This is a genomic window from Vibrio sp. 1CM23M, from assembly GCF_023161755.1.
GTDB lineage: Bacteria > Pseudomonadota > Gammaproteobacteria > Enterobacterales > Vibrionaceae > Vibrio > Vibrio coralliirubri.
Genome location: NZ_JALNTR010000009.1, coordinates 34,744 through 61,079 on the forward strand (window position 1 = coordinate 34,744; position 26,336 = coordinate 61,079).

Consider the following 26,336-nt stretch of genomic DNA (forward strand, 5'->3'; position numbering starts at 1 on the left):
TTAATCTAATTGTTCATTACTGAATCACAACTTTGGGTGTGACAAAAATAAGTAGTTCACTTTTACCCACATTTTCATAGCTACGACGGAACAATGCACCCAAAACTGGCAGGTCTCCCAACAGAGGAACTTTATCCACTGTACTGCTCACGCTGTGCTGAAATATCCCACCAAGCACGACAGTTTCACCATTATTAACAAGCACTTGCGTCCCTATCCTTTGCGTGTCAATTGCGACTGCTTCACCGGTTCCGGTTTTTACCACTTGCCCAGGCCTATCTTGAGTCACGCTCAAATCCAATACCAAACGATTGTCGGGTGTGATCTGCGGTGTCACCTTAAGACTCAATACCGCTTTCTTAAATGCGACCGACGTAGCGCCACTTGAAGATGACTCTAAGTAAGGAATTTCAGTACCTTGCTCAATATAAGCGGGCTTTTTATTGGTGGTGATTAAGCGTGGGCTGGAAATGATTTCAGCTTTCGACTCTTGTTGCAGTGCCGACAGTTCAAGATCAAGCAAGGTATCTGAGCCCAGCTTGGCCACCTGAAATGCAATACTCGAGGCGTTCGGCGATGTTGCCCCTAAATTGACGTTGAGATAGTCATCAATCACGCTGCTGCCGCTATCGTCGTCATACGGCGTGATCGCTGATGGGTGGTTGCCTTCGATTGAACCGCCAACGGTGAAGCTTCCGTTGGTTGAGGAAACGCCCCAGCGCACGCCAAGCTCATCTAGGTTACCCTCGGTAACAGTGACAATACGCGCCTCTATCTGTACTTGCTTCACGGGAATGTCTAGCGATTCAATGATGCCTCTGATCACGGCAATGTTTTCTTCCAATTCACGAATAAGCAGTGAGTTGGTGCGCTCATCAATGGTAATTGAACCACGATCGGACAACATGCTGACCGCACCTTCACCGCCAATCATGTCAGCAATGTCGGTGGCCTTAGCAAAGTTAATCTTGATGATTTCCGATTTAAGCTGCCCTAACTCCTCTTCTAAGCGCGATTTCTCTAACGCTTGTTGCTCTCGAAGGTCGAGCTCCGCTTTCGGCGCGACCAAGATAACATTGCCATCAACACGCTTATCCAAGCCTTTAACTTGCAAGATAATGTCGAGAACTTGCTGCCAAGGTACGCCATCTAAGCGTAACGTCAGGTTTCCGGCTACCGAATCAGACACCACGAGATTGAAGTCGTTGTAATCGGCAATCAGTTGCAGGACATTTCGTACCGGGATATCCTGGAAGTTAATCGATATCAGCTTGCCCTCTTTCTCTAGAACGCTTTTTTCTTTGGTCGCTTCATCGAGCACCGGTTTGCTGATCACCACCTCAATAAAGCGCCCCTTTAGGTTGTATTCATACTGATAGTCATTGCTAATCGTCGCTAGAAGCCGAGTGCTTGGTGTCTCTTTATAGACTTCAATGCCTTCAACCAAGGTAGCGAAATCCTTCACATCCAGCAGGTAGAGCTTGTCATCATCAACTTGAGTATTGATTAGCTCGATACTTAACCCTTCCTGAGCTCGTTGAACATCCACCACTGCTGTGCTGGTCGCCAGCTCAATAATGATGACGGCGTCTTTATCCTTATTGACCCTAAAATCAATATTCTCCAATTTGTTCGGTAAGCTCTCGGCATGGCTGAGCACGCTAACAACCAACATCACAGACACAGCAAAACCTTGTAGAGCCTTGCTCACTAATCCACTTATTCCTTTAATCATATTTACATCTCATATCCACATCATGTGACATTGGTTTACTTCAGAGCCAGCCTAACGTTGCGCTTATGCCAACAACCTAAGCCATCTGGAAGAGTTTCATTAATCTGAACGTATTGGCTCGTCACCTTAGTAACTCGGCCATTGTTTAAGCCGATAAACTGGCCTTTCTTGATGTTTACCACGTTGCCTTTGGGTGTTTGCACTAAGCCGAACACGCTTGATCCACTGCCCATCACGCCTCTTAAACGAAGCTTACTCAGCGGGTACTTCTCTAACTTGCCATTACGAGAACGGGCGCTGGGTTGCCAACAGTCTTTCTTGACCAAGGGTTGGTTTTGCACAATGGCTTCTTTAGGCAGTTCAAAGGGAGGACGAAAAGCACGGCGTTGATAAGTCGCCGCCGTGAATTCAGTTGCTGGGACAAGTTGCTCGACGTCTTTTCTCGCCTTGGCTTCAACCTGCGCGACAAAGTCTTGCAGTGAGTCTTGATTAGCTTTGCAGCCTGACAACGCAAGCATCAATACGATTGAGTAAAACGCGCTATTGGGTTTCATCATTGACCTCCGATTTAAACTGGTAGGTATAAGCTCGAACCCTAAAATGCAGCGTGCTACTTTCTTGGCTGACTCGCTGCCAATTCACATCATCAAAGCTGATGATGCGCGGCAGCTTGGCGATAGCAGCAGAGAAGTCCCCAATCTCGTGATAGTCACCTGTCAGCTCTATATTGAGAGGCAATCGATAGAGAAACTCCTTATTCTGCTTTTGCCCCCAATCGATTCGTGTGAAGGTCAGCGAGTTATCCAAGCCGAGCTCATTCACGGAGGCCAGCATGCTCGCTAACTCCTTTTGAACTGGCAGCTGCTCTAATAGATAATCGTAACGACTAGTTAGCTCATCCAACTGGCTCTGCAACTTAGGCAAGGCTGCAACCTTATTCGCCTTTATCCTCAAGGTCGTTTTTAAGGTCTGCTCCTGTTGCTTCATTTGTTGCAGTTCCTCGTCGAGCGGCAGCAGATACAGCCAAGTACCAACACCTTGGATTAACACCATCAACACCAGAATCACGAGAAGCTGAGGCAACAATGGCCATTCGGTGATCTCATCAACATCGAGATCTTGCAAGCTCATCCTGTTTTGCCAACTAATCCTATTTTGAAAACTAGCCATGATGCGCCCCCTTCTCTTTTCTGCTTGCGGTTGTGCTTTCTAAAGACACAGGGCTAAACACAAAAGAGACCTTGAAGGTCTGAAACTCTTTATTGAAGCGCTTGCGGTTATGAACGATAGAGTGCATCTCGACCCCTTTCAGAGAATCTGAACGTTCGAGGTTGTCCAACATGGTGGCGAGACGAGCAGTACTGTCGCTGATGCCCGACATTTCAATCTCCTGACCATTCATCTTTATCTTGTCGACATACACACCCTCTGGAATCAGCTCCGGCATCAAGTTCATAAAGTCGGTGGTCTTATTGCGGCCAAGCTGCAGCGACTCAACCACATCAAGTCGAGTCAGAATGGCTTTGTGTTCTTGCTCTGCGACTTTTAACGACTGAATTTGTCGGTCGAGCTCAGCAATGTACTGATTGAGGTAATTGAGGCGAGCTTGCTGCTTGGCTTGTTGGTCGTGAAAATAGTGACCAACCGCCCATTGCCCTATAAGCGCAATGATGACGCCAAGAATGACCAGATGGATAAAACGCTTCTTGTGCTGAGCACGAATCTCATCACGCCACGGCAGCAGGTTAATTTGATGCAACATGCTTCTCTCCCTGCCACTTGAGTCCACTCATCGCCATACCCGCCGCGATACCAAAGTGTTGCCAGTCCATCGGCAGTCGGCGTCTCTTGGCGACCTTATTCTCAAACAGAGACAAAGGATTCAATGACTCGCAGCTCATCTGAAAATGACGTTCTAGCTCTTCGGTTACCATAGGAATGCTGGCACCCTCACCCATCAGCCAGATCCCTGAGATAGGTTGCTGCGCATTTCCCGAGGAATAGAGCTGCAATTGACGCTTGAGCTTCTCAATCAGGTTAACAATGAATTGATGTGTCTCTTCCATAGTACCGAACACGCTCTCGATATCACTCGGGTCATCTGAGCTGCGAAGATCTTGAGTGCCAAAGGCGATGTCTTTATAGAAAGGCGCCGAATTCTGCGGGATAACCCCTAGCGAGGTTTGGTCGATTCCAACATCCACCAGCAACCAGTTTTTCTTATCAGGATACAGACGCGAGGCCAATTGCCAGATATTAAGTAGCCCATGCGCCTGCGTATCCACCACCACAGGTTTAAAGCCAGCCTTAGTTAATGCATCCGCTCGGCTATCCACCACTTCCTTACGAGTGGCGTATACCTGATAACTGCTTGTCGAACCTTTACCAAATCGTTTGTCTTCCAGCTTTACAAAATCTAAACTCAGCTCCTCGATAGGAAAGGGAGATTGATGGGCGAAGGTTTGATAGATAGAAAACTCTTTCTCTCTGTCTTCTAACTCACTCTCTATTTGCAGTACTTTGCTGATCACTGTGTTATCAGGTACCGAAATGGCGACGTTGCGACAGCCAAAAGGCAGTCCTTTCCTAAGTTCTTTAAGTTTCTTAACAGTTTTCTGATACTCCAAAGTATGGTTAGCTGTAAAAATGTCGTCCGAAATCGGCAGCTCTTTGTATCCCACTAGGGCATACAACTCCCCCACGGGTTTTAGTACCACGGCTTTGATGCTGTGATGATTTATATCTATACCTGTAATTAATGATGAACCCATGTGACCTAGCTCCTGAAGTGCCAAGCATTTCGTTGATTATCTAGGGGTTGTGATTATTAGTTAAATAAGCGTTAATAAACGAAAGCTAAGTTTTTAGCCTAGAGTACAAGGGTTTGCTGCTTATCAGCCTTAACTAATCAGGGATTATCCGGTGAAGTTCATAAAGCGATTATTCATATTTACATTGATTTGCATGATTCTTGGAGTCAGTACAATTTTCGGGTTTTATTTTTACGTAAAACCAGAGTTGCCTGATGTTGCCACTTTGCGCGACGTAGAACTCCAAACGCCGATGCAAGTCTTCAGTCAAGACGGTAAGTTGATCTCTCAATTTGGTGAAAAGCGTCGTAATCCAGTCACTTATGACGAGATTCCTCGCCACTTAGTTGAGGCTCTGATTGCCACCGAAGATAGCCGTTTCTATGAACACCCAGGTATTGATCCAATCGGTATCACACGTGCAGCACTCGTAGTTGCCATGTCGGGTTCAGCAAAACAAGGTGCGAGTACCATTACTCAACAGCTTGCGCGTAACTTCTTCTTATCTAATGAGAAAAAGATCATGCGTAAGATCAAAGAGATCTTCATTGCGATCCACATTGAGCAGCTTCTTAGTAAAGAAGAGATCATGGAACTTTACGTTAACAAGATCTTCCTTGGTCACCGTTCGTATGGTTTTGGCGCGGCAGCACGTGTTTACTTCGGTAAAGATCTTCCTGATCTAACGCTGAGTGAAATTGCGACCCTTGCGGGTATGCCAAAAGCACCTTCGACAATGAACCCTATTTACTCTGTTGAGCGCGCGACTAACCGTCGTAACGTTGTATTGCGTCGTATGTTAGACGAGAAATACATCACTCAAGCAGAGTTCGATGACGCTCGTAGCGAAGAGCTTATCTCGAAATACCACGGTGCAGAGATCGAACTGAGCGCGCCATATGTTGCTGAAGTTGCACGTGCTTGGATGGTGGAACGCTATGGTGAAGAAGCTTATACATCAGGCATGAAGGTCTACACGACCGTTGATTCGAAACTGCAAAAAGCAGCGAATCAAGCCGCAATTAAGAACCTACTTGGCTACGATGAGCGTCACGGCTACCGTGGTGCTGAAAAAGTATTGTGGCAGACTGCGCAATCAGCGTGGGATCAAGAACAAATCGTTAAACACCTTAAGTCTCAACCAACCTATGGTGACCTAGTCCCTGCTGTTGTTACCGCGGTTGATTCGAAAAGTGCTCAAATTTGGGTTAAGAACCAAGGTGAAGGCACTATCGAATGGCAAGGCATGAACTGGGCGCGTAAATTCCTAACGGATAACCGCCAAGGACCAGCGCCTTCTCAAGCGAAAGAGATTCTGGCGGTTGGTGAGCAAATCTGGGTTCGCCATGAAGCCGTAACAGGTGACGAAGTCTCTGAAGAGCCGACAGAAGAGTCAGCGACAGCAGAATCGGAAACACCTGTTGTTTGGCGTCTAAGCCAAGTGCCAAATGCAAACACTGCGTTTGTGGCAATGAACCCGAACAACGGCGCAGTATTGTCGATGGTGGGTGGCTTTAACTTTGTCCACAACAAGTTCAACCGTGCGACGCAATCTATTCGTCAGGTAGGTTCTGGTATCAAACCATTTATCTATTCAGCAGCGATTGAGAAAGGCTTAACACTGGCTTCACTGATCAACGATGCACCGATTAACCAATGGGATAAGAGCCAAGGTACGGCATGGCGACCAAAGAACTCACCACCAACCTACGTTGGCCCGACTCGTTTACGTATTGGCTTAGCTCAATCGAAAAACGTAATGGCGGTACGTGTACTGCGTGAAGTTGGCCTAGATGATACTCGTAACTACCTAACTCGATTTGGTTTTGATATTGACGAAGTGCCTCGTTCAGAGACCATTGCTCTGGGTGCGGGTAGCTTAACGCCAATGAAAGTAGCTCAAGGTTACTCAGTATTCGCTAATGGCGGCTACTACGTTGAACCTTTCTACATCAGCCGCATTGAGACACCATTTGGTGAGACTGAATTTGAAGCGACACCAAAAGTGGTTTGTAAAGACGATTGCCAACAGCAAATGACCTCAGACCCAATGGCTGATGAGTTTGCAGAGCAAGATGTGGATGCCAAAGTACAATACGCACCTCAAGTTATCTCTGAACAGAACGCATTCCTTGTTCGTGAAATGATGTACAGCAACATCTGGGGGGGTGGTGATTGGAGCGCAGGTACTGGTTGGAACGGTACTGGTTGGCGTGCACAGCCGTTGAAGCGTCGTGACATTGGCGGCAAAACGGGTACCACCAACGATTCGAAAGATACTTGGTACAGCGGTTACGGTCCTGGCATGGTGGCTACGGTATGGGTTGGTTTTGATAACCACAACCGAAACCTAGGCAGAACTAAAGCGAACTCAAACCTTGGTAAGAATCAGATTACTGGTGCAGAAGCTGGCGCGAAAACAGCAGAACCTGCATGGGTTGATTTTATGGGTACGGCGTTAGCGGGTGTTCCTGCTGAGCGTAAAGAGATTCCTGAGAACATCGTTCGTGTTCGTATCGACCGTGAAACTGGCTTACTGACCAACAAGTTCGATAGCTCATCAATGTTCGAGTACTTCGAGAAAGGCACTGAGCCAACCGAGTACATCACTGAACGTTTCAATGATGACATCTACTCAACCTCATCAGGTGAAGCAATAGAAGAGCTGTTCTAACTAGGATTTGTAGAACCTAGTAACATGAACCAATAAAAAGGGTTGATATGCATTCATATCAACCCTTTTTTTATATCTATATCTGACCAGACTAGGCTCTAAATTCAAGCGCTAAGCCGTCTTCTCCAGTTGAGTTCGAATCGTCTCAGCCAATTGCTCGAAACGTCCCTTCAATGGAGAACCCGGACGGTAAGCCACGACAATTCTACGTGAAGGTGTTGGATTCACCGCTGGCACGTAACACACACCATCTTTCTGCTTTTCCTTTGGCACCGATAGCTGAGGTAGCAAGGTAATGCCCGCTCCCGCCGCGACCATGTTACGCAGCGTTTCTAAGCTAGTTGCCTTAAAACGTTCGTCATCTTTCGCACCCGCAGCAAAACAGAAGCCCAAGGCTTGGTCTCTTAAACAGTGACCGTCACCTAGCGCCAGTACGGTTTGCCCATTTAGCTGCAGCATATCGACAGTGTCTTGCTGAGCCCACTCGTGGTCACATGGAACGGCAACACTTAACGGCTCGTCATACACATCAATCTCTTTGAACACCGCCGTTTCATCAACCGCAGCCAGTACCAAGCAATCAAGCTTACCATCTTCAAGTTGGCTCACTAATTGATGAGTCTGAGCTTCATGCAGGTAAAGCTCAAGATCTGGGAAGCTCTCTTTTAGATGAGGAACAATCTTAGGCAAGATGTAAGGACCAACAGTTGGAATAAAACCAATGTGCATTGGCCCCGTCATCGCTTCACCGTGTCCACTCGCCATATCTTTAAAAGTTTTCACTTCATTGAGAATACGCTTGGCTTGTTCAACAAGTTGTAACCCTGATTCTGTAAATATTACCTTCCTTGGACTACGCTCGGTTAACTGAAGTCCAATTTCATCTTCTAGTTTGCGTATTTGACCGCTTAGTGTCGGCTGACTGACAAAGCACGCTTCTGCCGCTTTTCGGAAGTGTTTATGCTCTGCGAGCGCCACCAAGTATTCAAAGTCACGAATGTTCATGATCAGTCTCTTACCTCAGGTTTTAATAAGAACAAGGGTTCTAATAGAAACATTTAAAAGAAAAAATGCTCTTGATAGAATTTACCTATCAAAACCATAACATCAAACGATTAGAGCTATCAAAGGATTTATCTAATAATGGGCTCAACGAAACGAAACAGAGCGAAGAAAAACGTTAAGCTCTGATAGAACAAAATTAAAAATACTATTTAAGGAAATCAATATGTTTGCATCTAAAGAAGGTCAATCAATCCCTCAAGTAACATTCCCAACTCGCCAAGGTGATGCATGGGTTAACGTAACGACTGAAGAGCTATTCAAAGACAAGACAGTTATCGTATTCAGCCTACCAGGTGCGTTTACACCAACATGTTCTTCAAGCCACCTACCTCGTTACAACGAGCTACACTCAGTATTCAAAGAGAACGGTGTTGATGACATTCTGTGTGTTTCAGTAAACGACACATTCGTAATGAACGCTTGGAAAGCAGACCAAGAAGCGGAAAACATCACATTCATCCCAGATGGTAACGGTGATTTCACAGATGGCATGGGTATGCTAGTTGAGAAAAACGACATCGGCTTCGGCAAACGTTCATGGCGCTACAGCATGCTGGTTAAAAACGGCGTGGTAGAAAAAATGTTCATCGAAGAAGACGTACCAGGCGACCCGTTCAAGGTTTCTGATGCTGATACTATGCTTAACTACCTTGCTCCTGAGCACAAAGAGCAAGAGTCAATCACAGTATTCACTAAGCCAGGCTGTCCTTTCTGTATGAAAGCAAAACAGAACCTAATCGACAAAGGCCTGAACTACGAAGAAGTGGTTCTAGGTAAAGATGCAACAACAGTCAGCCTACGTGCAATCTCTGGTCGTACAACGGTTCCTCAAGTATTCATCGGTGGCAAACACATCGGTGGTAGCGAAGAACTAGAAACTTTCCTAGGCTAATCGCTTCATCGCCGATATAGGCTTAGAAGTATCAGCTAACCCACCCTCTTGTGGGTTAGCTATTCCAAACACTCTTACCTGAGTTTTGAGAAAAAGAATATAGCTGGTGACTCGCCTGTCTTTTACTAACCTATAGTTAGCAATAAAAGCAGAGTCACAAGCTAAACCTAATAAAACAGAATCACAAAACTGACCCGCTATCCTGACTCTCAAGAAATCACCAGAGTTGGAGGGGTTCGTTCAAACCAAATTTAGCCATTGCGAGAAAATTATTATGAAACAAGTCAATGTAGATGTAGCAGTTATCGGGGGCGGTACGGCAGGTTTAGGTTCTTACCGCGCTGCAAAAGCACACACTGACAGTGTCGTGATGATTGAAGGCGGACCTTACGGTACAACCTGTGCTCGTGTTGGTTGTATGCCATCTAAACTGCTTATTGCAGCTGCGGAAAGCGTACACCAAATCGAGAAAGCTCCGGCTTTTGGCGTTCACCCACAAGGTGATATCGTGATTAACGGCCGTGAAGTTATGGACAGAGTGAAGTTTGAGCGTGACCGTTTTGTTGGTTTTGTTTTAGAAGGTGTTGATGAAATCCCAGAGCAAGACAAGATCTCTGGCTACGCAAAATTTTTAGACGACAACACACTACAAATTGATGACCACACGGTTGTCACCGCTAAACGTATTGTTATCGCGACCGGTTCTCGCCCTGCATATCCAGCGGTTTGGAATGAGCTTGGTGACCGTCTGATCATTAACGACGACGTGTTCAGCTGGGATGATTTACCAGAATCGGTTGCAGTATTTGGCCCTGGCGTTATTGGTCTTGAGCTTGGTCAGTCACTGCACCGCTTAGGTGTGAAGACCAAACTGTTCGGTTTAGGTGGTCAAGTTGGCCCAGTGACCGACCCAGAGGTCATGGCTTACGCAGATAAAGCCTTCAATGAAGAGTTCTATCTAGATGCCGACGTGAAAATCGAAAGCATGAAGCGCATTACCACTGAATCGGGTGAAGCTCGTGTCGAAATCCAGTTCATCAATAAACAAGGTGAATTAGAAACTAACGTCGTTGAATACGTACTGGCAGCAACAGGTCGTCGCCCTAACACTGACAAGCTTGGTTTAGAGAATACGTCTCTAGAACTTGATGAACGTGGTGTGCCAATCGCAGACCACTACACGCTACAAACATCGCTACCATCAGTATTTATCGCTGGTGATGCGAGTAACCAACTGCCTCTACTGCATGAAGCAGCAGACCAAGCGCGTATTGCGGGTGACAATGCAGGTCGCTTCCCAGAGATTCGTGCAGGCTTACGCCGCTCTAAAATCTCGGCAGTATTCTCTGACCCGCAAATCGCGATGGTTGGTGAAACCTACAAAGAGATCACCACACGCTTAGGCACATGTGGCTGTTTCGCAACGGGTGAAGTGTCTTTCGAAAACCAAGGTCGTTCTCGAGTGATGCTGCGCAACAAAGGTATTCTGCACGTATACGGCGAGCAAGGTACAGGCCGCTTCCTTGGTGCTGAGATGATGGGACCAAACGCAGAACACTTGGCTCACTTGTTAGCATGGGCACACCAGAACAAGATGACGGTTTCTGAGATGCTAGACATGCCGTTCTACCACCCAGTAATCGAAGAAGGTGTACGAACAGCGCTACGTGACCTGAATGCGAAACTGCACCTAGGTCCAGAGATGGTGAAACACTGTCTGGATTGTGGCCCGGGCTGTTAATCTCAGACTAGCGCCAGTCAATTAGCAGTTAACAAACGTTAGATACTAAAAAGGAAAGCCATTGGCTTTCCTTTTTGTTTTTGGCAACGAGTAAACTATAGATTCCCGATTACGCTCCTTCGTCGCTCTCGGGAATGACAGCAATTTTCATACACGTCTAGGCGAAGCTAACCAGAATAACGGTGCTTTTCAAAACGCGTCTAAACTGAAGCAAATCAAAGTGACGCATCAGCTAAACCAAAACTAAACTCGTCATTCCAGAACCGAGGGACGAGGTATCTGGAATCTCTTGAAGCCATTGCGTCACTAAAAGCTTTAAGCAATTACTTCTCAGCAGCAATCACAGAGATCTCAACAAGTAGCGCTTCGCGAGCCATGTCGCCTGTCACACATGCGCGAGCTGGAGCGTGGCCTTCTGGAACCCATGCATCCCAAACTGCGTTCATTTCTTGGAAGTCTTTCATGTCTTTCAAGTAAATCGTTGCTGACAGCATGTGCTCTTTGTCGCTGCCTGCTTGCTCAAGTAGGGCTTCCACTTTATCCAGCATCGTCTGTGTTTGCTCAGTGATGTCTTTGGTTGCATCAGCACACACTTGGCCACATAAGTAGATAGTGCCGTTGTGTTTAACAATACGGCTCATGCGTTGTTTGGTTTCTTGGCGCTCAATCATCGACTTTCTCTCTCTGTGTCACCGTGATCCAATATCTTGTGACGTGTTATTATCAAGGCAACAAGCATAACGCGAATCAAACCCAAGATGACATGCATTCATTGCAATAAAAGTGAAAAAATCCGTAACAAACTCGGCCGCTGCCAGCGCTGTATGAATCAGCTGATGGTGTTGTCGATTTTAAGTTGGGGAGCATGGTGGTTGTTTTTCAAAGAAGACCCAAAAACCATCAATGCCATCGCGTTGATGATGGCCGCTTTTGCGTTCAGTGGGTTGCTGTCGTTACATTGGATAATGAAGTTTGTCGTGCTGCCTTTAAGGAACAAAAAGCGTTAACAGAGAGACTTTGCTAGATAAGTGATAAAGGCTAGATGCCCAATTAAATGACCCGACTTAGCAAGCCATCATCATTTCCCAAACAGCAGATAGAAAAAAGCCCCAGAACCAATCGATTCTAGGGCTTTCTTAGAAAATTCTAAGAAAAAGCAGTGGTACTTTAATAGACCGGGCTTTTCTTAGTTTGTTCCCAAAAAAGATCATATTTTCGATCTTTTTTTTAGGGGTTATAAAATCAATGCCTTATGCAACATTAACCTTAGCAATAATCTGCTCTACCAAGTTCACTTCCAACGCCACTTCATCACATGCATGTTGACGAGGACACTGGTCACAATCTTTCAGTACCTTCTCAGGCAGTAGAGATTTCGATGTTGGTAAGAAATCATGCTTCATGAAGAACTCTGGTGTACGCGTCAGCACAAACACCTTCTTGATGGCCATTTGTCGCGCTTTCTCAACCAAGTGCTGCACAATTGCGGTACCCTGCCCTTGACCTTGCCAGCCAGCCTCAACACCGAGCGAGCGAATCTCCGCTAAGCCAGAGTCATACACATAGAGTGATGCACAACCTGTCACCTCACCATGATGCTCTGCGACCGCAAACGAGCCAATATCACGCACCAGTTCATTACGAGAACGAGGTAGGTTTTCACCCATGTTCGCCCAGTAGGCCACCATGCCTTCCAACGCTTCAATATCCGTCAGACGAGCAGGACGAACCTTGACGATGGAAGTGTCACGCTGTGATAAACGCTTCTCAGCTTGGTCAACCGCGTAAGCCACTTGCTGTGGAGATACACCGCCTAGCGCGCTACGTTTTTCAAGACACGATTCAATAGTCAGGATGTCATACACATCCTCCTCAATCACCTCAGAGAACTCTTTCATCTCTGCGATGGTTAATTCTTCTAATGCGCAGCCTTTCGCAATCGCCGCTACTACTGTTACACCGACAATGTGGTGAGCTTCACGGAAAGGAATCCCTTTCGCTACTAGGTAATCAGCCAATTCAGTTGAGTTCGCGTAGCCTTGTTTCGCGGCTTCAAGTGTACGTTCGCCGTTCACTTTAATACCGTCAAAACAGAGTGCTGCCATTTCCATACAATCATTCCAAGTATCTAAAGCGTCGAACAGACCTTCTTTATCTTCTTGCATGTCTTTGTTGTACGCCAAAGGCAGAGCTTTTACTGTCATCATCATTGCCGCTAATGAACCGTAAACACGGCCAGTTTTGCCACGGATAAGCTCTAGCGCATCTGGGTTTTTCTTTTGTGGCATCAGAGATGAACCTGACGTCACGGTATCCGCTAACTCGATGAAGTTTGATTCACCTGAGTTGTAGAAAATCATATCTTCTGCAAGACGCGAAAGGTGAAGCATAGAGATAGAAGCAATCGACATTAGCTCCATCACATGGTCACGATCAGAAACTGAATCTAGAGAGTTGCGCGTTGCACGACGGAAACCTAAGTTGTGAGCTAACTCTTCACGGTCCATCGGGTAAGCTGTTCCAGCAAGGGCACCAGAACCCAGCGGACATGTATCTAGACGCTTAATCGCATCATTCAAACGTGAATAGTCACGCTCAAGCATTTCAACGTAAGCCAAGCACCAGTGAGCAAAAGTTACCGGCTGAGCGCGTTGTAAGTGAGTGTAGCCAGGAAGCACGGTTTCTTGATGCTGAGAAGCAACGTTCACCATTTGGCTTTGTAGGCGATCCAATGCCAGTAGCAGTTGGTTACCTTGTTGACGACACCATAGTTTAAGGTCTGTCGCCACTTGGTCATTACGAGAACGGCCAGTGTGAAGCTTTTTGCCCAAGTCACCGACTTTGCCGATAAGTTGTTGCTCAACCCAGCTGTGAATATCTTCTGCATCAGAACGTAGAATCTGTTCAGGATCTTCCATCACCTCAAGTTTTAGCTCATTCAGCGCTAACTCAAGCTTCTGTTGCTCTTCTTCTGTTAATACGTTGACCGACAGTAGAGCTTTAGACCAGGCAATTGAGCCCACAATGTCTTGCTCAGCCAATCGGTAATCAAAACGAAGAGAATCGTTAAAATCTTTGAACCGGGTGTCTGCTGCTTGGGTAAATCTACCGCCCCATAATGCCATTGTGTATCTCCTAATTGCACAGTGCTCACTGTTTTTGCAAATGATAATTCTGATTAAGATTCAGTATTTTTCTGATGGTTTAAACTTACGGCAATTCAAAATGAAAATAAAGTATTAATTCATTATTTTCACATATTTATTCACCAACAGTTCAATCCATTGATTATTTTTAGCGTGGAGCGCGAATTATATGCCATCCGATAGGAAAAACCGAAGCTGATTTATTAGGCAAATAGAAAGTAAAAAGCCCACTCACTAATCAATAGTGAATGGGCTTTGCATAATAATGTCTGTTTACTGACCTTCAACCTTTCGCTAAAGGTTAGTTCACTAACTCATTGTTAGGATTACTTTTGGCTATTCAGAGCACGGATACGGCTTGATAGCGAGTAAAGACGAATGAAGCCTTCAGCATGACTTTGGTCGTAAACTTCATCTTCACCAAAGGTTGCAAACTCTTCTGAGTACAGGCTGTTGTCAGAACGCTTCTGAGTCACCGTTGCATGGCCTTTGTAAAGTTTGATAACCACTTCACCATTCACGTCTTGTGCTAACTCTTCTGTCGCAGCAAGAATTGACTTACATAGCGGAGTGAACCAACGACCATCGTATACAAGGTGAGAAGCCTTAACACCGAGCTCTTCACGGAATTCAAATGCCGCTTTATCAAGAACCAGTTGCTCTACTGCACGCAGTGCTTCCATCATAATTGTGCCACCCGGAGTTTCGTAACAACCACGTGACTTCATGCCAACAAGACGGTTCTCTACGATATCGATACGACCAACACCGTACTTAGCACCCTTCTCGTTTAGGTAAACCAGTGCGTTGTATGGCGTCATTGTTTCGCCATCAACCGCAACCACTTCGCCTTTTTCAACTTTAAGTGTCACTGTTTCAGATTCGTTTGGCGCTTGCTCAGGGTCTACAGTCCAAGCCCAGCAATCTTCGTTAGGTGCATTCCATGTGTTTTCTAGAACGCCGCCTTCTGTTGAGATGTGCCATGCGTTTGCATCACGCGAGTAAATCTTAGTAAGAGAAGCCGTACAAGGGATGTTGCGCTCTGCTAGGTAATCTAGACACTCTTCACGACTCACTAGATCCCATTCACGCCATGGTGCAATTACGTGTAGGTCTGGTGCTAGTGCAGCAAATGCGCCTTCAAAACGAACTTGGTCATTACCTTTACCAGTACAACCGTGACACAGTGCGTCTGCACCTACTTTACGTGCTACTTCAACCTGTGCTTTCGCGATGATTGGACGAGCCATCGACGTACCTAGTAGGTATTTACCTTCGTAGTAAGCGCCTGTTTTCAGCGTTGGGTAGATGTAGTCAGCAACCATCTCTTCTTTAAGGTCTGCGATGTAACACTCAGATGCACCAGAAGCTTTTGCTTTCTCTTCGATACCAATCAACTCTTCATCGCCTTGACCAACATCCGCAACAAACGCAACTACTTCACAGTCATAGTTCTCTTTCAACCATGGAATGATTACTGATGTGTCTAGACCGCCAGAGTAGGCTACTACAACTTTCTTTACGTTAACTTTGCTCATTTTCTTTCTCCTAGTTTCCATACTGCACATGGCGGTCAGCGTTGGAAATGACTTCATAATTATATGTTTATTTAATTTGTCTAAATTCTTTAAGTAGTGACTCGTTGTGAGACCTACTGAGGTAAAAACTGTGTTCCTATGCTTTTACCTGAAAACAGTTGTGTTAGCTTTTCTGGGTATCGCCAAGTGGCAACTTCGATTGGTCGTCCAAGGTCGTTAGCGGCCTCTAGTGCAGCTTGAACCTTAACGATCATGCCGTCGGTAATCACTTTGCCGGCAATAAGATCATCGGCTTGTTGTTGGTTAAGGCTTGGAATGAGGTGGCCTTTGCCATCCAACACACCACTTACATCAGAAAGAAGAACCAGTTCAGCATCAAGTGCGCCAGCAACGGCAACCGCAGCTTGGTCGGCATTGACGTTCATCAGTTGGCCTTGTTCAGTTAGACCAATTGAGCTGATGATTGGCAGTGCGCCCGCATTAAGAATCGCTTGCAGAACGGTTGAGTCGCCCGGCTCCGCTTTTCCTACCGCGCCCAGTTCAGGGTTCAGTTCACTCACTTTGCATAAACCACCATCTGCAAGGCTCAAACCAACGGCATTGATACCGTCTTTAATTGCCTGACCTTGAAGTAGTTTGTTGGCCGTGCCTGCTAGTGCACCAGCGATCACAGGGATCTGGTCATAAGGAGTAACACGTAGCCCTTCTTTCTTAACGGTTTCGAGGTTCAACTTATTCATCAAATCATCAACAAGGTAACCGCCGCCGTGAACAATCACGATTGGTCGTTGTGCCTGTTGTTGGTAAGCAGAGATCGCACCAAATAACTTGCTAAGTGTTTCACCACAAGATAGCGCAGCGCCACCTAACTTTATGATTAATGGTTGATTATTAAGGCTCATATCTAGATTTCCTTACACTAACGCAGTTAATGGCGCAAAACCATAACGTAAATTCAAACACTGCATCGCTTGGCTAGATGCACCCTTTAATAAGTTATCAATCGCTGAAACAACGATGATGTGCTGACCTTGAACCTTCCAACCTAAGTCGCAGAAAGGCGTCTGTTCTACATCTTGAATTCTTGGCAATGTCTCTTCGAGTAATCTCACCGCAGGTTTACCTTGGTAAGCTTGCTCAAAGGCATCTTGTATCTGTTGCTCTGTCACGCCTTCAGCCAATTTCATGGTGATGGTCGCCAAAATACCGCGCTTAAAGTTGCCGAGGTGTGGAGTGAAAATCACATCACATCCTAAATGTGCAGCCATTTCAGGTTGATGACGGTGATTGAAGACGCCATAAGCTTGCAGGCTTACTTCGCAGAAGCTGTTAACCATCGTCGCCTTGCGGCCTGCACCAGTAACACCGCTAGTCGCGTTAATCACTGGCCACTGGTTTTCATCCAGTAACTTGGCTTCAACCAAAGGCTTAATCGCCAGTTGTGATGCCGTTGGGTAACAACCCGCGACAGCGACAAGCTGAGCTTCTTTAATTTCTTGTTCGTTCCATTCCGCTAAACCGTAAGCCGCTTTGTCTAGCCATTGTTCGTGTTGATGTTCAAAACCGTAAAACTCTTGATAGAAGTTTTCGCCTTTAACTCTGAATGCACCCGATAGGTCGAACACTTGGCAATCGTTCTCTAGAAAGATTGGCGCTAGGTCGTGACTGACCTCGTGTGCTGTTGCTAAGAAAATCACATCAGACTGTTTAGCTACTTCTTCCGGATTTGTTAAAGGTTGTACTGGCATATCAATCAAACCAGCTAACTTACCGTGCAGTGCCGCAATAGGTTTACCTGCGTCTACACTATTGGCTGAGACATATAAACCTGATAGCGTGAGCTCAGGGTGTCTGTTTATCATTAGAGCCAGTTCTGCTCCTGTGTAGCCGCTTGCGCCAATGATCGTGGTTTTCAACATCTCAACACATCCATTTCTGAGGTAAGTTACATTTCAAATTTGACTATTCATACTTAATTTTTAGCTTTATTTGATTTCTTATGCATTAAATATGATTTAATATGTGTTTTACCGACTTATGGTTTTCCTGTCAATAGTAGAAGTGAAGTTATTATGCAATTACCGAGTTTTCTTGAGGTCTACAAAGGCCTAATTTCCACAGACTCTATTAGCTCGACCGATCCAAGCTGGGATCATGGCAACGAGAAAGTGATCGAAAAAATGGCTCAATGGTTTAAAGACGTAGGCTTTAGCGTTGAAGTCGTGGAAGTCGAACCCGGCAAGCATAATATGGTCGCTAAGATGGGATCGGGCGAAGGTGGCTTGCTACTCGCAGGACACAGCGACACAGTGCCATTTGATGAAGGACGTTGGAACTTCGACCCTCACGCACTAACAGAGCACAACAATCGCTTCTATGGATTAGGCACGGCCGATATGAAAGGCTTTTTCGCTTTCGTTTATGAAGCGGCAAAGAAGATGGATTGGAGCAAACAGACCAAGCCGCTATATGTATTGGCAACCTGTGACGAAGAGACCACCATGTTGGGTGCGCGTCATTTCACTGAAAATGCACCGTTTAAACCGGATTACTGCATTATTGGTGAGCCAACCAGCCTTGTGCCGATTCGTGGTCATAAAGGCCATGTTGCTAATGCTGTGCGAGTAACGGGTAAATCAGGTCACTCTTCTGATCCTGCATTAGGTGTCAACGCCATCGAGATCATGCATGAAGTGTTGTTCGCTTTAATGCAGCTGCGTGACAAGCTAGTTAAAGAGTATCACCACCCGGGTTTCGCAATTCCAAGCCCAACGCTAAACCTTGGCCATATTCACGGTGGCGACAGTGCCAACCGTATCTGTGGTTGCTGTGAACTACACTATGATGTGCGTCCTTTACCGGGCATCAGCTTAGATGGCTTGGATAACATGCTGCGCAGCGCACTTAAAGAAGTAGAAGCAAAATGGCCGGGTAGAATTGAGATTACGCCACTGCACGAACCTATTCCGGGTTATGAGTGCCAACACGACCATCCGTTTATCGGTGGCATGGAATCCGTTTGTGAGATTGAATCACAAACTGTGAACTACTGTACTGAGGCACCTTTCCTTCAAGAACTTTGCCCAACCTTAGTGCTGGGGCCGGGCTCAATCGACCAAGCTCACCAACCAGATGAGTTCCTAAGCTTCGATTTTATCGATCCAACGATTGATGTTCTGAGTAAATCGATCCGTAAATATTGTTTCTAGTTATTACTTTTCTTCCAATATTTTCGTATAAAAGCCACCCAAAAAGGTGGCTTTTATTCTGCCATCCCTGACACAGCCTGATCTTGTAATTAAATTTCACTTTAATTCCGAACTATTGGAAAATTTACTTCTCCCGCATTTCGAAAACTAATAATTGCAAACTTAGAATGCTTTATTTGACTAGATACAGCACTTTTCGCTAGATTGTGTACTTAACAAGGAACAATGGATGTAATTTTTTTACGAGGCAGGATGACAATGAACGAGAAATACGCCGCTCTCAAGAGTAACGTAAGCATGCTGGGACGCTTGCTAGGTAACACAATCCAAGATGCACATGGTGACGTTATCTTAGAGAAAGTGGAGACTATCCGTAAACTTTCCAAATCCGCCCGCGCAGGCAACAAAGCTGACCGTGACAGCCTAGTTGAAGAAATCAAAAACCTGCCGAACGAACAACTCACTCCTGTTGCTCGTGCATTTAACCAATTTCTCAACCTCACCAACATGGCAGAGCAGTACCACACCATCTCTCGCCATTGTGAGGAGCATGTTTGCGAACCAGACGTGCTGCAATCTCTATTTTCCAAATTAAACCAGAATGACATCAGCAAGCTAGATGCTGCTCAAGCCGTTCGCGACCTGAACATTGAACTCGTTCTGACTGCACACCCAACAGAAATCACTCGTCGCACCATGATCAACAAGCTAGTTAAGATCAACGAGTGTCTGTCTAAATTAGAATTAAGCGACCTATCACACAAAGAACGTGTCAAAACAGAACGTCGCCTAGAGCAACTTATCGCTCAAGGTTGGCACTCAGATGTGATTCGTCAGCAACGCCCTACGCCACTTGATGAAGCAAAATGGGGCTTTGCGGTTGTTGAAAACTCACTGTGGGAAGCTGTACCAGATTTCCTACGTGAAATGGACGGTCGACTAAAAGGCTACCTTGGTGAAGGCCTGCCAATTGATGCGCGCCCGGTACACTTCTCATCTTGGATGGGCGGCGACCGCGATGGTAACCCATTCGTAACGCACACCATCACCAAAGAAGTGCTGCGCCTATCTCGCTGGAAAGCCGCTGACCTTTACCTAGGTGACGTAAACGAGCTGATTACCGAACTGTCGATGACTAAGTGTAATGATGCCGTTCGTGAACTAGCGGGTGATGAGCATGAAGCTTACCGTGCAATCCTAAAGAGCCTACGTACTCTGCTGAACAACACGTTAGAAGTGCTTGATGCAAAACTGCATGATGCTGAAGTACCGAAGAAAGAAACACTACAGAACATCGACCAACTTTGGACACCGCTTTACGCGTGTTACCAATCGCTGCACGAATGTGGCATGGGCGTAATCGCAGACGGTTCTCTACTTGATACCTTGCGCCGCCTAAAAGCATTCGGTGTACACCTAGTGCGTCTCGATGTTCGTCAAGAAAGTACACGTCATTCAGATGTGCTGTCTGAACTGACTCGCTACCTAGGCATTGGCGACTACGACCAGTGGAGCGAGCAAGACAAGATTGCTTTCTTAACCAATGAATTAAGCTCAAAACGCCCACTACTTCCTCGTGATTGGGAGCCATCTGAACAGGTTAAAGAGGTTTTGGACACCTGTAAGGTCATTGCTGCTCAACCTCGTGAAGCCTTCGGTGCTTACGTGATTTCTATGGCTCGCACTGCATCGGATGTACTGGCTGTTCACTTGCTGCTGCAAGAGTGTGGTTGCCCGTACCGCATGGACGTATGCCCACTGTTCGAAACGCTAGACGACTTGAACAACTCAGAAGCGGTAATGAAACAGCTAATGAGCATCGACTTGTACCGTGGCTTTATCCAGAACCACCAAATGGTAATGATCGGATACTCTGACTCAGCAAAAGATGCCGGCGTTATGTCTGCAGGTTGGGCTCAGTACGATGCGATGGACAAGCTGGTTAAGGTTTGCGACGAAGAAGGCATTGAACTGACTCTATTCCACGGTCGTGGCGGTACTGTTGGTCGTGGTGGTGCTCCGGCGCACGCTGCTCTTCTTTCTCAGCCACCTAAGAGCTTGAAAGGCGGCTTACGTGTAACTGAGCAAGGTGAAATGATCCGCTTTAAGCTTGGCTTGCCAGATGTAGCGGTAAACAGCTTCAACCTATACGCAAGTGCGATTCTAGAAGCGAACCTTCTACCGCCACCTGAGCCTAAACAAGAGTGGCGCGACCTAATGGAAGTGCTATCTCAAGTCTCTTGTGAGGCTTACCGTAACGTGGTTCGTGGCGAAGAGAAATTTGTACCTTACTTCCGTCAAGCGACGCCTGAACTGGAGCTAGGTAAACTGCCTCTTGGTTCTCGCCCTGCGAAACGTAACCCGAATGGCGGCGTAGAAAGCCTACGTGCAATTCCATGGATCTTCTCTTGGAGCCAAAACCGTTTGGTACTTCCTGCATGGTTAGGTGCTGGTGAAGCGATTCAATACTCAGTTGACCAAGGCCATCAAGCGCTACTTGAAGAGATGTGTCGTGAATGGCCATTCTTCTCAACTCGTCTGGGTATGTTGGAAATGGTGTACTCGAAGTGCAACATGGAAATTGCGAAGTACTACGATCAACGTCTTGTTGACGAAGAGCTATTACCTCTGGGTGAGTTACTGCGTGAACAGCTACAAAAAGACATCAAAGCGGTACTGAATGTAGAAAATAACGAGAACTTGATGCAGAGCGACCCTTGGGGGCTTGAGTCGATTCGCCTACGTAACATCTACGTTGAGCCACTAAACATGCTTCAAGCAGAACTGCTTTACCGTACTCGTAAGTGTGAAACACCACCAGCAGAGCTCGAAGAAGCGCTAATGGTGACGATTGCAGGCATTGCAGCAGGTATGCGAAACACAGGTTAATTAGTGATTCCTACTATAAAAAGAACAAAAGGTCGCCACGTGCGACCTTTTTATTTTGCAAAATAACCACTAGTGAGTATTTTGTCAGTTTTTTGGGTTATTTTGTCCATGTATTCTACTTTATGCTTATTATTTAGATATACTACTGCTCCGCTGCGGAAACACTCCAGAAAAATAATCTGCAGCAATTTGACCAATAAACTGGTCAACCTAGGTGATAAACGGCTTTGTAAGGTGACATAACCAACCGATGAGTTGGTGCTACTTAGACATAACCAATATAACGTGCCATTAGAAGCACACTTGTTGTTTAAGTATTTGTTTACTGTTTACCATTTGGATTTCAGACATGTCATTACCACACGTAATTCTAACCGTTTTAAGTACACGCGATGCTACTGGTTACGATATCACAAAAGAATTCTCCGCAAGCATTGGTTACTTCTGGAAAGCTAGCCATCAACAAGTTTACCGCGAGCTAAATAAAATGGCTCAGAACGACCAGGTAACTTGCGTGCTTGAGCCTCAAGAAGGCAAACCTGATCGTAAAGTTTACTCTATCACTGATGCTGGCCGTGGCGCGCTAGGTGAATGGTTTGAACAACCAACTGCACACCCAACCGTTCGTGACGAGTTCTCAGCTAAGCTAATGGCTTGTGCTGTACAACCTTCTGACGCTTACCGTGTACAACTTGCTGAGCTAGTAGAAGAGTCTCGCAAACTGGTTTCTCACTACCGTGAAATCGAAGCGGCTTACTACGCAACGCCATCAACACTAGACAAGCAAGCACGCCTTGAGCGTCTAACACTTCGTCGTAACCTACTTATCCGTGAAGCATGGATTGTATGGGCTGAAGAAGTACTGCTTGAACTTGGCGCTCTAGCTTAAGTTAAGCTAGAAGCTAGAAGCTAGAAGCTAGAAGCTAGAAGCTAGAAAAGCAAAAGGCTTGAACTCTATGAGTCCAAGCCTTTTTTGTATCTATAGGATTTGAAATGTTACTGCCAGAGGCTTTTTACAAGTGCTTAGGCTTTACTTCTTAGACTTTGCTTAAAGCGCAGCGACTTGTGGACGAACACCTAGCGTATGGCAAAGTGCGTAAGTCATTTCTGCACGATTTAGCGTGTAGAAGTGGAAATCTTTCACACCTTCACGGCTCAGCGTACGAACCATATCAATCGCTTGGCTAGCACCTACTAACTGACGAGTGGTTGGATCATCATCCAAACCTTCGAACTGCTTCGCCATCCAGCCAGGTACTTTTACGTTGTTCATCGCTGCAAAGCGAGACGCTTGCTTGAAGTTAGAAACCGGTAAGATGCCCGGTACAATCTCAACATCCACACCAGCCGCAACACAACGGTCACGGAAACGTAGGTAGCTTTCTACATCAAAGAAGAACTGAGTGATTGCACGGTTAGCACCCGCATCCACTTTACGCTTTAGGTTAATAAGGTCAGATTGAGCGCTTTTTGCTTCAGGGTGAACCTCAGGGAATGCCGCTACTGAGATATCAAAATCGTGGCGAGATTTAAGTAGCTCAACCAAATCAGATGCGTACATCTCTGGCGCGCCGCCGCCTGCTGGAATGTCACCACGCAGCGCAACAATACTCTCGATACCATTTGCCCAGTAATCGTCGGCAATTTGAATCAGCTCTTCGCGACTCGCATCAATACACGTTAAGTGCGGTGCAGCCACTAGGCCAGTTTGGTTTTTAATTTCTTTAATGATTGAGTGGGTACGGTCACGTTCGCCCGAGTTTGCACCGTAAGTTACCGATACAAATTTTGGTTGAAGTGTTTTAAGACGGTGAACAGAGTTCCACAGGGTCTCTTCCATCTTCTCACTGCTCGGTGGAAAAAACTCAAATGACACATTGATGTTGTCAGAAAGCTCAGCGATATTCTGATTTAAAGCGTCGATATGACTAGCGTGTGTGTATCCCATCTTACTCTCCCTGTGGCAAAAGCAACCACTAAAAACTCAAATCCTTAAACGACGTTTAGACGTCTATATGTCTGTAGAATGTATTGAATACGATTTAATGTCAACAGATCCATTATGAATTTTTCTCAAGTAGATCGTGAGTAAAACTCAAGTCGTTAGATGGGTCGCAAAGCAGAAATAATGTAGAAAAAAGGCTGAAAAACACATCGTGCTTTCAGCCTTATTTATCTTAGTGAATAGTATGCCATTTAGACACTAAACCAACCGATCTGAGTATCAGAACAGGCTAGACATTCTGTTTAGGTCAGATTGAATTGCACCAGCTGTGACTTCACGTCCTGCACCTGGGCCACGGATAACCAATGGATTATCTTTGTACCATTTGCTCTCAATCGCAAAGATGTTGTCGCAAGGCAACAAGTTCGCCAGAGCATGTTCTTTAGACAGTGCTTCAACGCCTACGGTTGCCTTACCGTTCTTCTCCAAACGCGCTACGTAACGCAGAACTTTCTGTTGAGAGTGCGCTTTCTCTAAACGCTCAGCCAGCTCTTCGCTCAGTACAGAAGCTTTGTCGAAGAAGTCATCCACAGATAGATCTTGCAGCTCTGCAGGTACGAGCGATTCCACTTTTACGTTTTCAGGTTCGATATCCAAACCAGATTCACGCGCCAGAATCACCAGCTTACGCATCACGTCTGAGCCATCTAGGTCAGCACGAGGGTCAGGTTCCGTAAGGCCTTGTTGCCATGCTAAGTCAACCAACTCGCTGAACGGCACGGTGCCATCAAACTGTTGGAACAACCAAGACAACGTGCCCGAGAAAATGCCAGACAACGCAATGATGTCATCGCCACTTTCACGTAGGTCACGTACCGTGTGGTTAATCGGCAATCCAGCACCCACTGTCGCGTTGTACAACCAATGACGGCTGATCTTAGCGAAAGCATCTTGTACTTGATGGTAATACTCGCTCGATGCAGAACCTGCCACCTTGTTCGCCGAGATTAGGTGAATACCTTGTTGTGCGATTTGCAGATACTTTGCTGCAAGCACTGGGCTCGCAGTCACATCCAGAACCACTGCTTCGTCATAACCTTGAATAGAGCCCAAACGCTCTAACCAGTCGTTACCATTGTTAGCAATCGCTTCGTCGTCAAAGCGCTTACCTACCGAAGTCGCATCAATGCCTTGATCGTCGAACCAATAGGTTTGGCTATCAACCACGGCAACCAATTCAAAGTTCATTCCACGGCGCTTTTCAAGTTCCGCTTTTTGCTCAGCAAACAGGCTTAACCAGCTTGAACCAATATTGCCCTTACCACACAAGGCAATCGCAACACGCTTCTGCGCTTGGAACAGTTGAGAATGAATGCCTTTCACTAGACTTGATGTTTCACTCTTACGAATCACAGCCACCAAGCTTAAGCCTGAGTTCGCTTCTGAGATGAACTCAACCGGAGAGCTCTTAAGCTGCTGGTAGAAACCGTAGCAATGGTTCGGGTTCTTAGTCACACCCGCACCCACTGCAGCAATCAGAGAGAAACCTTCTTTTAGCTTAATCTCAGCTTCAATCGCATGGTCTTGGAGATATTCTAATGCACCACCAGCGATCTCTTCTGTGTAGGCAAGACGCAAACAGTGTTGATCCGGTTCAAGCTCATAAGCAAGCGGCTCAAGTTGAGCACGCTTAAGCCCTTCAAGCACTTCACTCTCTAGACGGTCGAAATCATGGCCGTGACTAAAGGTCAGTTGCACGATAAGCACTTCATCCAAAGAGGTAATGATTTTTGCGCCACGACCCGATGCCAGTACACGCTCGATCTGTGTAGAGCCCGCCTCCGGCTGATAGCTGCAGCGTAAGCTGAGATCCATAGCACTTTGAGCCACAGGCTGTAGCGTTCGGCTGTGAAGCACTGGAGCGGCAAGACGAGCCAATTCGCTGGCTTCATCAAGGCGAAGTAGAGGCAATAGACACGCATCTGAAACCAGACGAGGGTCAGCGCTGTAAACGCCCGCCACATCACTCCAAATCGTCACGCGTTCAACTTCAGCCAAAGCACCAATCACGGTCGCTGAGTAATCCGAACCGTTGCGACCAAGCAGTACGGTTTCACCCTCGCAGTTCTGAGCCATAAAGCCCGTAATCACCACGCGGCAATGTGCATGCTGCGCCAGAGCTTCTTTAATCAGAGGGTAAGAACGTGCGCGGTCGACTTCAGGCTGAGCGCCCACTTCTGCACGTAAAAAAGCACGCGCATCTTGAGCAACGGCTTGTAAATCATGTTGGCACAACAAAGCCGCGAGTAGACGTGAAGACCAAACCTCACCGTGTCCAAGCACTTTTGCTTTTTGTGCTTCGCTCAAGGGAGCCGTTAGCTCACCCAAAGCGGTAAATTCTTGTTGAATGGTTGCAGTAAGTTGTGCGGCTGATTCACCCTCAAGCAGTGCTTCAATCAGATCGAGTTGGAACTGACGAAGTGCTTGTAGGCATTCATGGGCAATACGACCATCTTTGTCGAGCGCTTCAACGAACTCAATTAAACGGTTGGTTGTTTTACCTGCTGCCGATACCACCACCAAATCAGTTGCTGATGAGTATTCTCTAAGAATGTTGACCACGCGTTGGTAACATTCAGGGTTTGCTAAACTGCTGCCACCAAATTTATGTAGCTGGCGAAAGGTTGCCATT

20 protein-coding genes and 1 pseudogene are annotated in these 26,336 nt (G+C 46.3%); 8 read left to right on the plus strand and 13 right to left on the minus strand.

The features are described from left to right. Nucleotides 1-16: 16 nt before the first annotated feature. Genes MSG35_RS20105 through pilM form a run of 5 tightly spaced genes read right to left on the minus strand, consistent with a single transcriptional unit; the run spans nucleotide 17 to nucleotide 4,506 of the window. Nucleotides 17-1,735, minus strand: a complete 1,719-nt coding sequence (locus MSG35_RS20105) for a type IV pilus secretin PilQ family protein (RefSeq protein WP_248384879.1) — start codon at nucleotides 1,733-1,735, stop codon at nucleotides 17-19. Nucleotides 1,736-1,770: 35 nt separating this feature from the next. Then, the gene (locus tag MSG35_RS20110; protein ID WP_052880322.1) at nucleotides 1,771-2,289 is read right to left on the minus strand and encodes a pilus assembly protein PilP; all 519 of its coding nucleotides are present in this window, start codon (nucleotides 2,287-2,289) and stop codon (nucleotides 1,771-1,773) included. After that, a complete protein-coding gene (gene pilO / locus MSG35_RS20115) occupies nucleotides 2,276-2,905 on the minus strand; it encodes a type 4a pilus biogenesis protein PilO (protein ID WP_248384880.1) in 630 nt (209 codons plus the stop codon). The genes MSG35_RS20110 and pilO overlap by 14 nt, the downstream gene beginning before the upstream one ends. Next, nucleotides 2,898-3,497 carry a PilN domain-containing protein gene (locus tag MSG35_RS20120; protein ID WP_248384881.1) on the minus strand — a complete coding sequence of 200 codons (600 nt, stop codon included), beginning with the start codon at nucleotides 3,495-3,497 and terminating at the stop codon, nucleotides 2,898-2,900. The genes pilO and MSG35_RS20120 overlap by 8 nt, the downstream gene beginning before the upstream one ends. Further along, nucleotides 3,481-4,506, minus strand: coding sequence for a type IV pilus assembly protein PilM (gene pilM / locus MSG35_RS20125; protein WP_248384882.1), 1,026 nt, complete (start codon nucleotides 4,504-4,506; stop codon nucleotides 3,481-3,483). Before pilM ends, MSG35_RS20120 begins: the two co-directional genes overlap by 17 nt. A gap of 151 nt (nucleotides 4,507-4,657) precedes the next feature. Here pilM and MSG35_RS20130 point away from each other — a divergent pair, with 151 nt between their 5' ends. Beyond that, nucleotides 4,658-7,219, plus strand: a complete 2,562-nt coding sequence (locus tag MSG35_RS20130; protein ID WP_248384883.1) for a PBP1A family penicillin-binding protein — start codon at nucleotides 4,658-4,660, stop codon at nucleotides 7,217-7,219. 111 nt (nucleotides 7,220-7,330) lie between these two features. Here the strand turns inward: MSG35_RS20130 and oxyR are convergent, their stop codons facing one another. Continuing rightward, nucleotides 7,331-8,224: a DNA-binding transcriptional regulator OxyR gene (oxyR, locus tag MSG35_RS20135; RefSeq protein WP_017061132.1), complete on the minus strand. Its 894-nt coding sequence runs from the start codon at nucleotides 8,222-8,224 to the stop codon at nucleotides 7,331-7,333. Between oxyR and MSG35_RS20140 the strand changes: the two are divergent. The 3 genes and pseudogenes from MSG35_RS20140 to MSG35_RS20150 all read left to right on the plus strand — a co-directional run bounded on the left by MSG35_RS20140 (nucleotide 8,223) and on the right by MSG35_RS20150 (nucleotide 10,917). Next, a pseudogene (locus MSG35_RS20140) lies at nucleotides 8,223-8,403 on the plus strand (hypothetical protein). The gene oxyR and the pseudogene MSG35_RS20140 overlap by 2 nt on opposite strands. Nucleotides 8,404-8,447: 44 nt before the next feature. Continuing rightward, a complete protein-coding gene (locus tag MSG35_RS20145) occupies nucleotides 8,448-9,176 on the plus strand; it encodes a glutathione peroxidase (protein ID WP_017061133.1) in 729 nt (242 codons plus the stop codon). Between the two features lie 274 nt (nucleotides 9,177-9,450). Then, a complete protein-coding gene (locus tag MSG35_RS20150; protein WP_050649579.1) occupies nucleotides 9,451-10,917 on the plus strand; it encodes a dihydrolipoyl dehydrogenase in 1,467 nt (488 codons plus the stop codon). 323 nt (nucleotides 10,918-11,240) lie between these two features. Here the strand turns inward: MSG35_RS20150 and MSG35_RS20155 are convergent, their stop codons facing one another. Beyond that, nucleotides 11,241-11,588, minus strand: coding sequence for a RidA family protein (locus MSG35_RS20155; protein WP_004729674.1), 348 nt, complete (start codon nucleotides 11,586-11,588; stop codon nucleotides 11,241-11,243). A gap of 87 nt (nucleotides 11,589-11,675) precedes the next feature. Between MSG35_RS20155 and MSG35_RS20160 the strand changes: the two genes are divergently transcribed. Next, nucleotides 11,676-11,924 carry a DUF3624 domain-containing protein gene (locus MSG35_RS20160; protein ID WP_029235154.1) on the plus strand — a complete coding sequence of 83 codons (249 nt, stop codon included), beginning with the start codon at nucleotides 11,676-11,678 and terminating at the stop codon, nucleotides 11,922-11,924. Between the two features lie 243 nt (nucleotides 11,925-12,167). On the opposite strand, the gene argH is transcribed toward MSG35_RS20160, so the two are convergent. The 4 genes from argH to argC all read right to left on the minus strand — a co-directional run bounded on the left by argH (nucleotide 12,168) and on the right by argC (nucleotide 17,520). Continuing rightward, entirely contained in the window at nucleotides 12,168-14,042 is a 1,875-nt protein-coding gene (gene argH / locus MSG35_RS20165; protein WP_017061136.1) for an argininosuccinate lyase, read from the minus strand. Between the two features lie 347 nt (nucleotides 14,043-14,389). After that, on the minus strand, nucleotides 14,390-15,601 hold the full coding sequence (locus MSG35_RS20170) for an argininosuccinate synthase (protein ID WP_248384884.1): 1,212 nt from the start codon (nucleotides 15,599-15,601) through the stop codon (nucleotides 14,390-14,392). Between the two features lie 113 nt (nucleotides 15,602-15,714). Next, a complete protein-coding gene (gene argB, locus MSG35_RS20175; RefSeq protein ID WP_017063686.1) occupies nucleotides 15,715-16,503 on the minus strand; it encodes an acetylglutamate kinase in 789 nt (262 codons plus the stop codon). Between the two features lie 12 nt (nucleotides 16,504-16,515). Beyond that, nucleotides 16,516-17,520, minus strand: a complete 1,005-nt coding sequence (gene argC, locus MSG35_RS20180) for an N-acetyl-gamma-glutamyl-phosphate reductase (protein ID WP_017063685.1) — start codon at nucleotides 17,518-17,520, stop codon at nucleotides 16,516-16,518. A 153-nt stretch (nucleotides 17,521-17,673) separates the two neighbouring features. Between argC and argE the strand changes: the two genes are divergently transcribed. The 3 genes from argE (at nucleotide 17,674) to MSG35_RS20195 (ending at nucleotide 22,588) form a co-directional block, all read left to right on the plus strand. Continuing rightward, a complete protein-coding gene (gene argE / locus MSG35_RS20185; protein WP_004729680.1) occupies nucleotides 17,674-18,810 on the plus strand; it encodes an acetylornithine deacetylase in 1,137 nt (378 codons plus the stop codon). 252 nt (nucleotides 18,811-19,062) lie between these two features. After that, nucleotides 19,063-21,699: a phosphoenolpyruvate carboxylase gene (gene ppc / locus MSG35_RS20190; protein WP_017063683.1), complete on the plus strand. Its 2,637-nt coding sequence runs from the start codon at nucleotides 19,063-19,065 to the stop codon at nucleotides 21,697-21,699. Between the two features lie 349 nt (nucleotides 21,700-22,048). After that, a complete protein-coding gene (locus MSG35_RS20195; RefSeq protein WP_017061141.1) occupies nucleotides 22,049-22,588 on the plus strand; it encodes a PadR family transcriptional regulator in 540 nt (179 codons plus the stop codon). Nucleotides 22,589-22,747: 159 nt separating this feature from the next. Here the strand turns inward: MSG35_RS20195 and metF are convergent, their stop codons facing one another. Next, a complete protein-coding gene (metF, locus tag MSG35_RS20200; RefSeq protein WP_004729683.1) occupies nucleotides 22,748-23,647 on the minus strand; it encodes a methylenetetrahydrofolate reductase in 900 nt (299 codons plus the stop codon). A 276-nt stretch (nucleotides 23,648-23,923) separates the two neighbouring features. Then, complete coding sequence (locus MSG35_RS20205) at nucleotides 23,924-26,335, minus strand: bifunctional aspartate kinase/homoserine dehydrogenase II (protein ID WP_248384885.1); 2,412 nt, start codon at nucleotides 26,333-26,335, stop codon at nucleotides 23,924-23,926. Nucleotide 26,336: the final 1 nt, after the last annotated feature.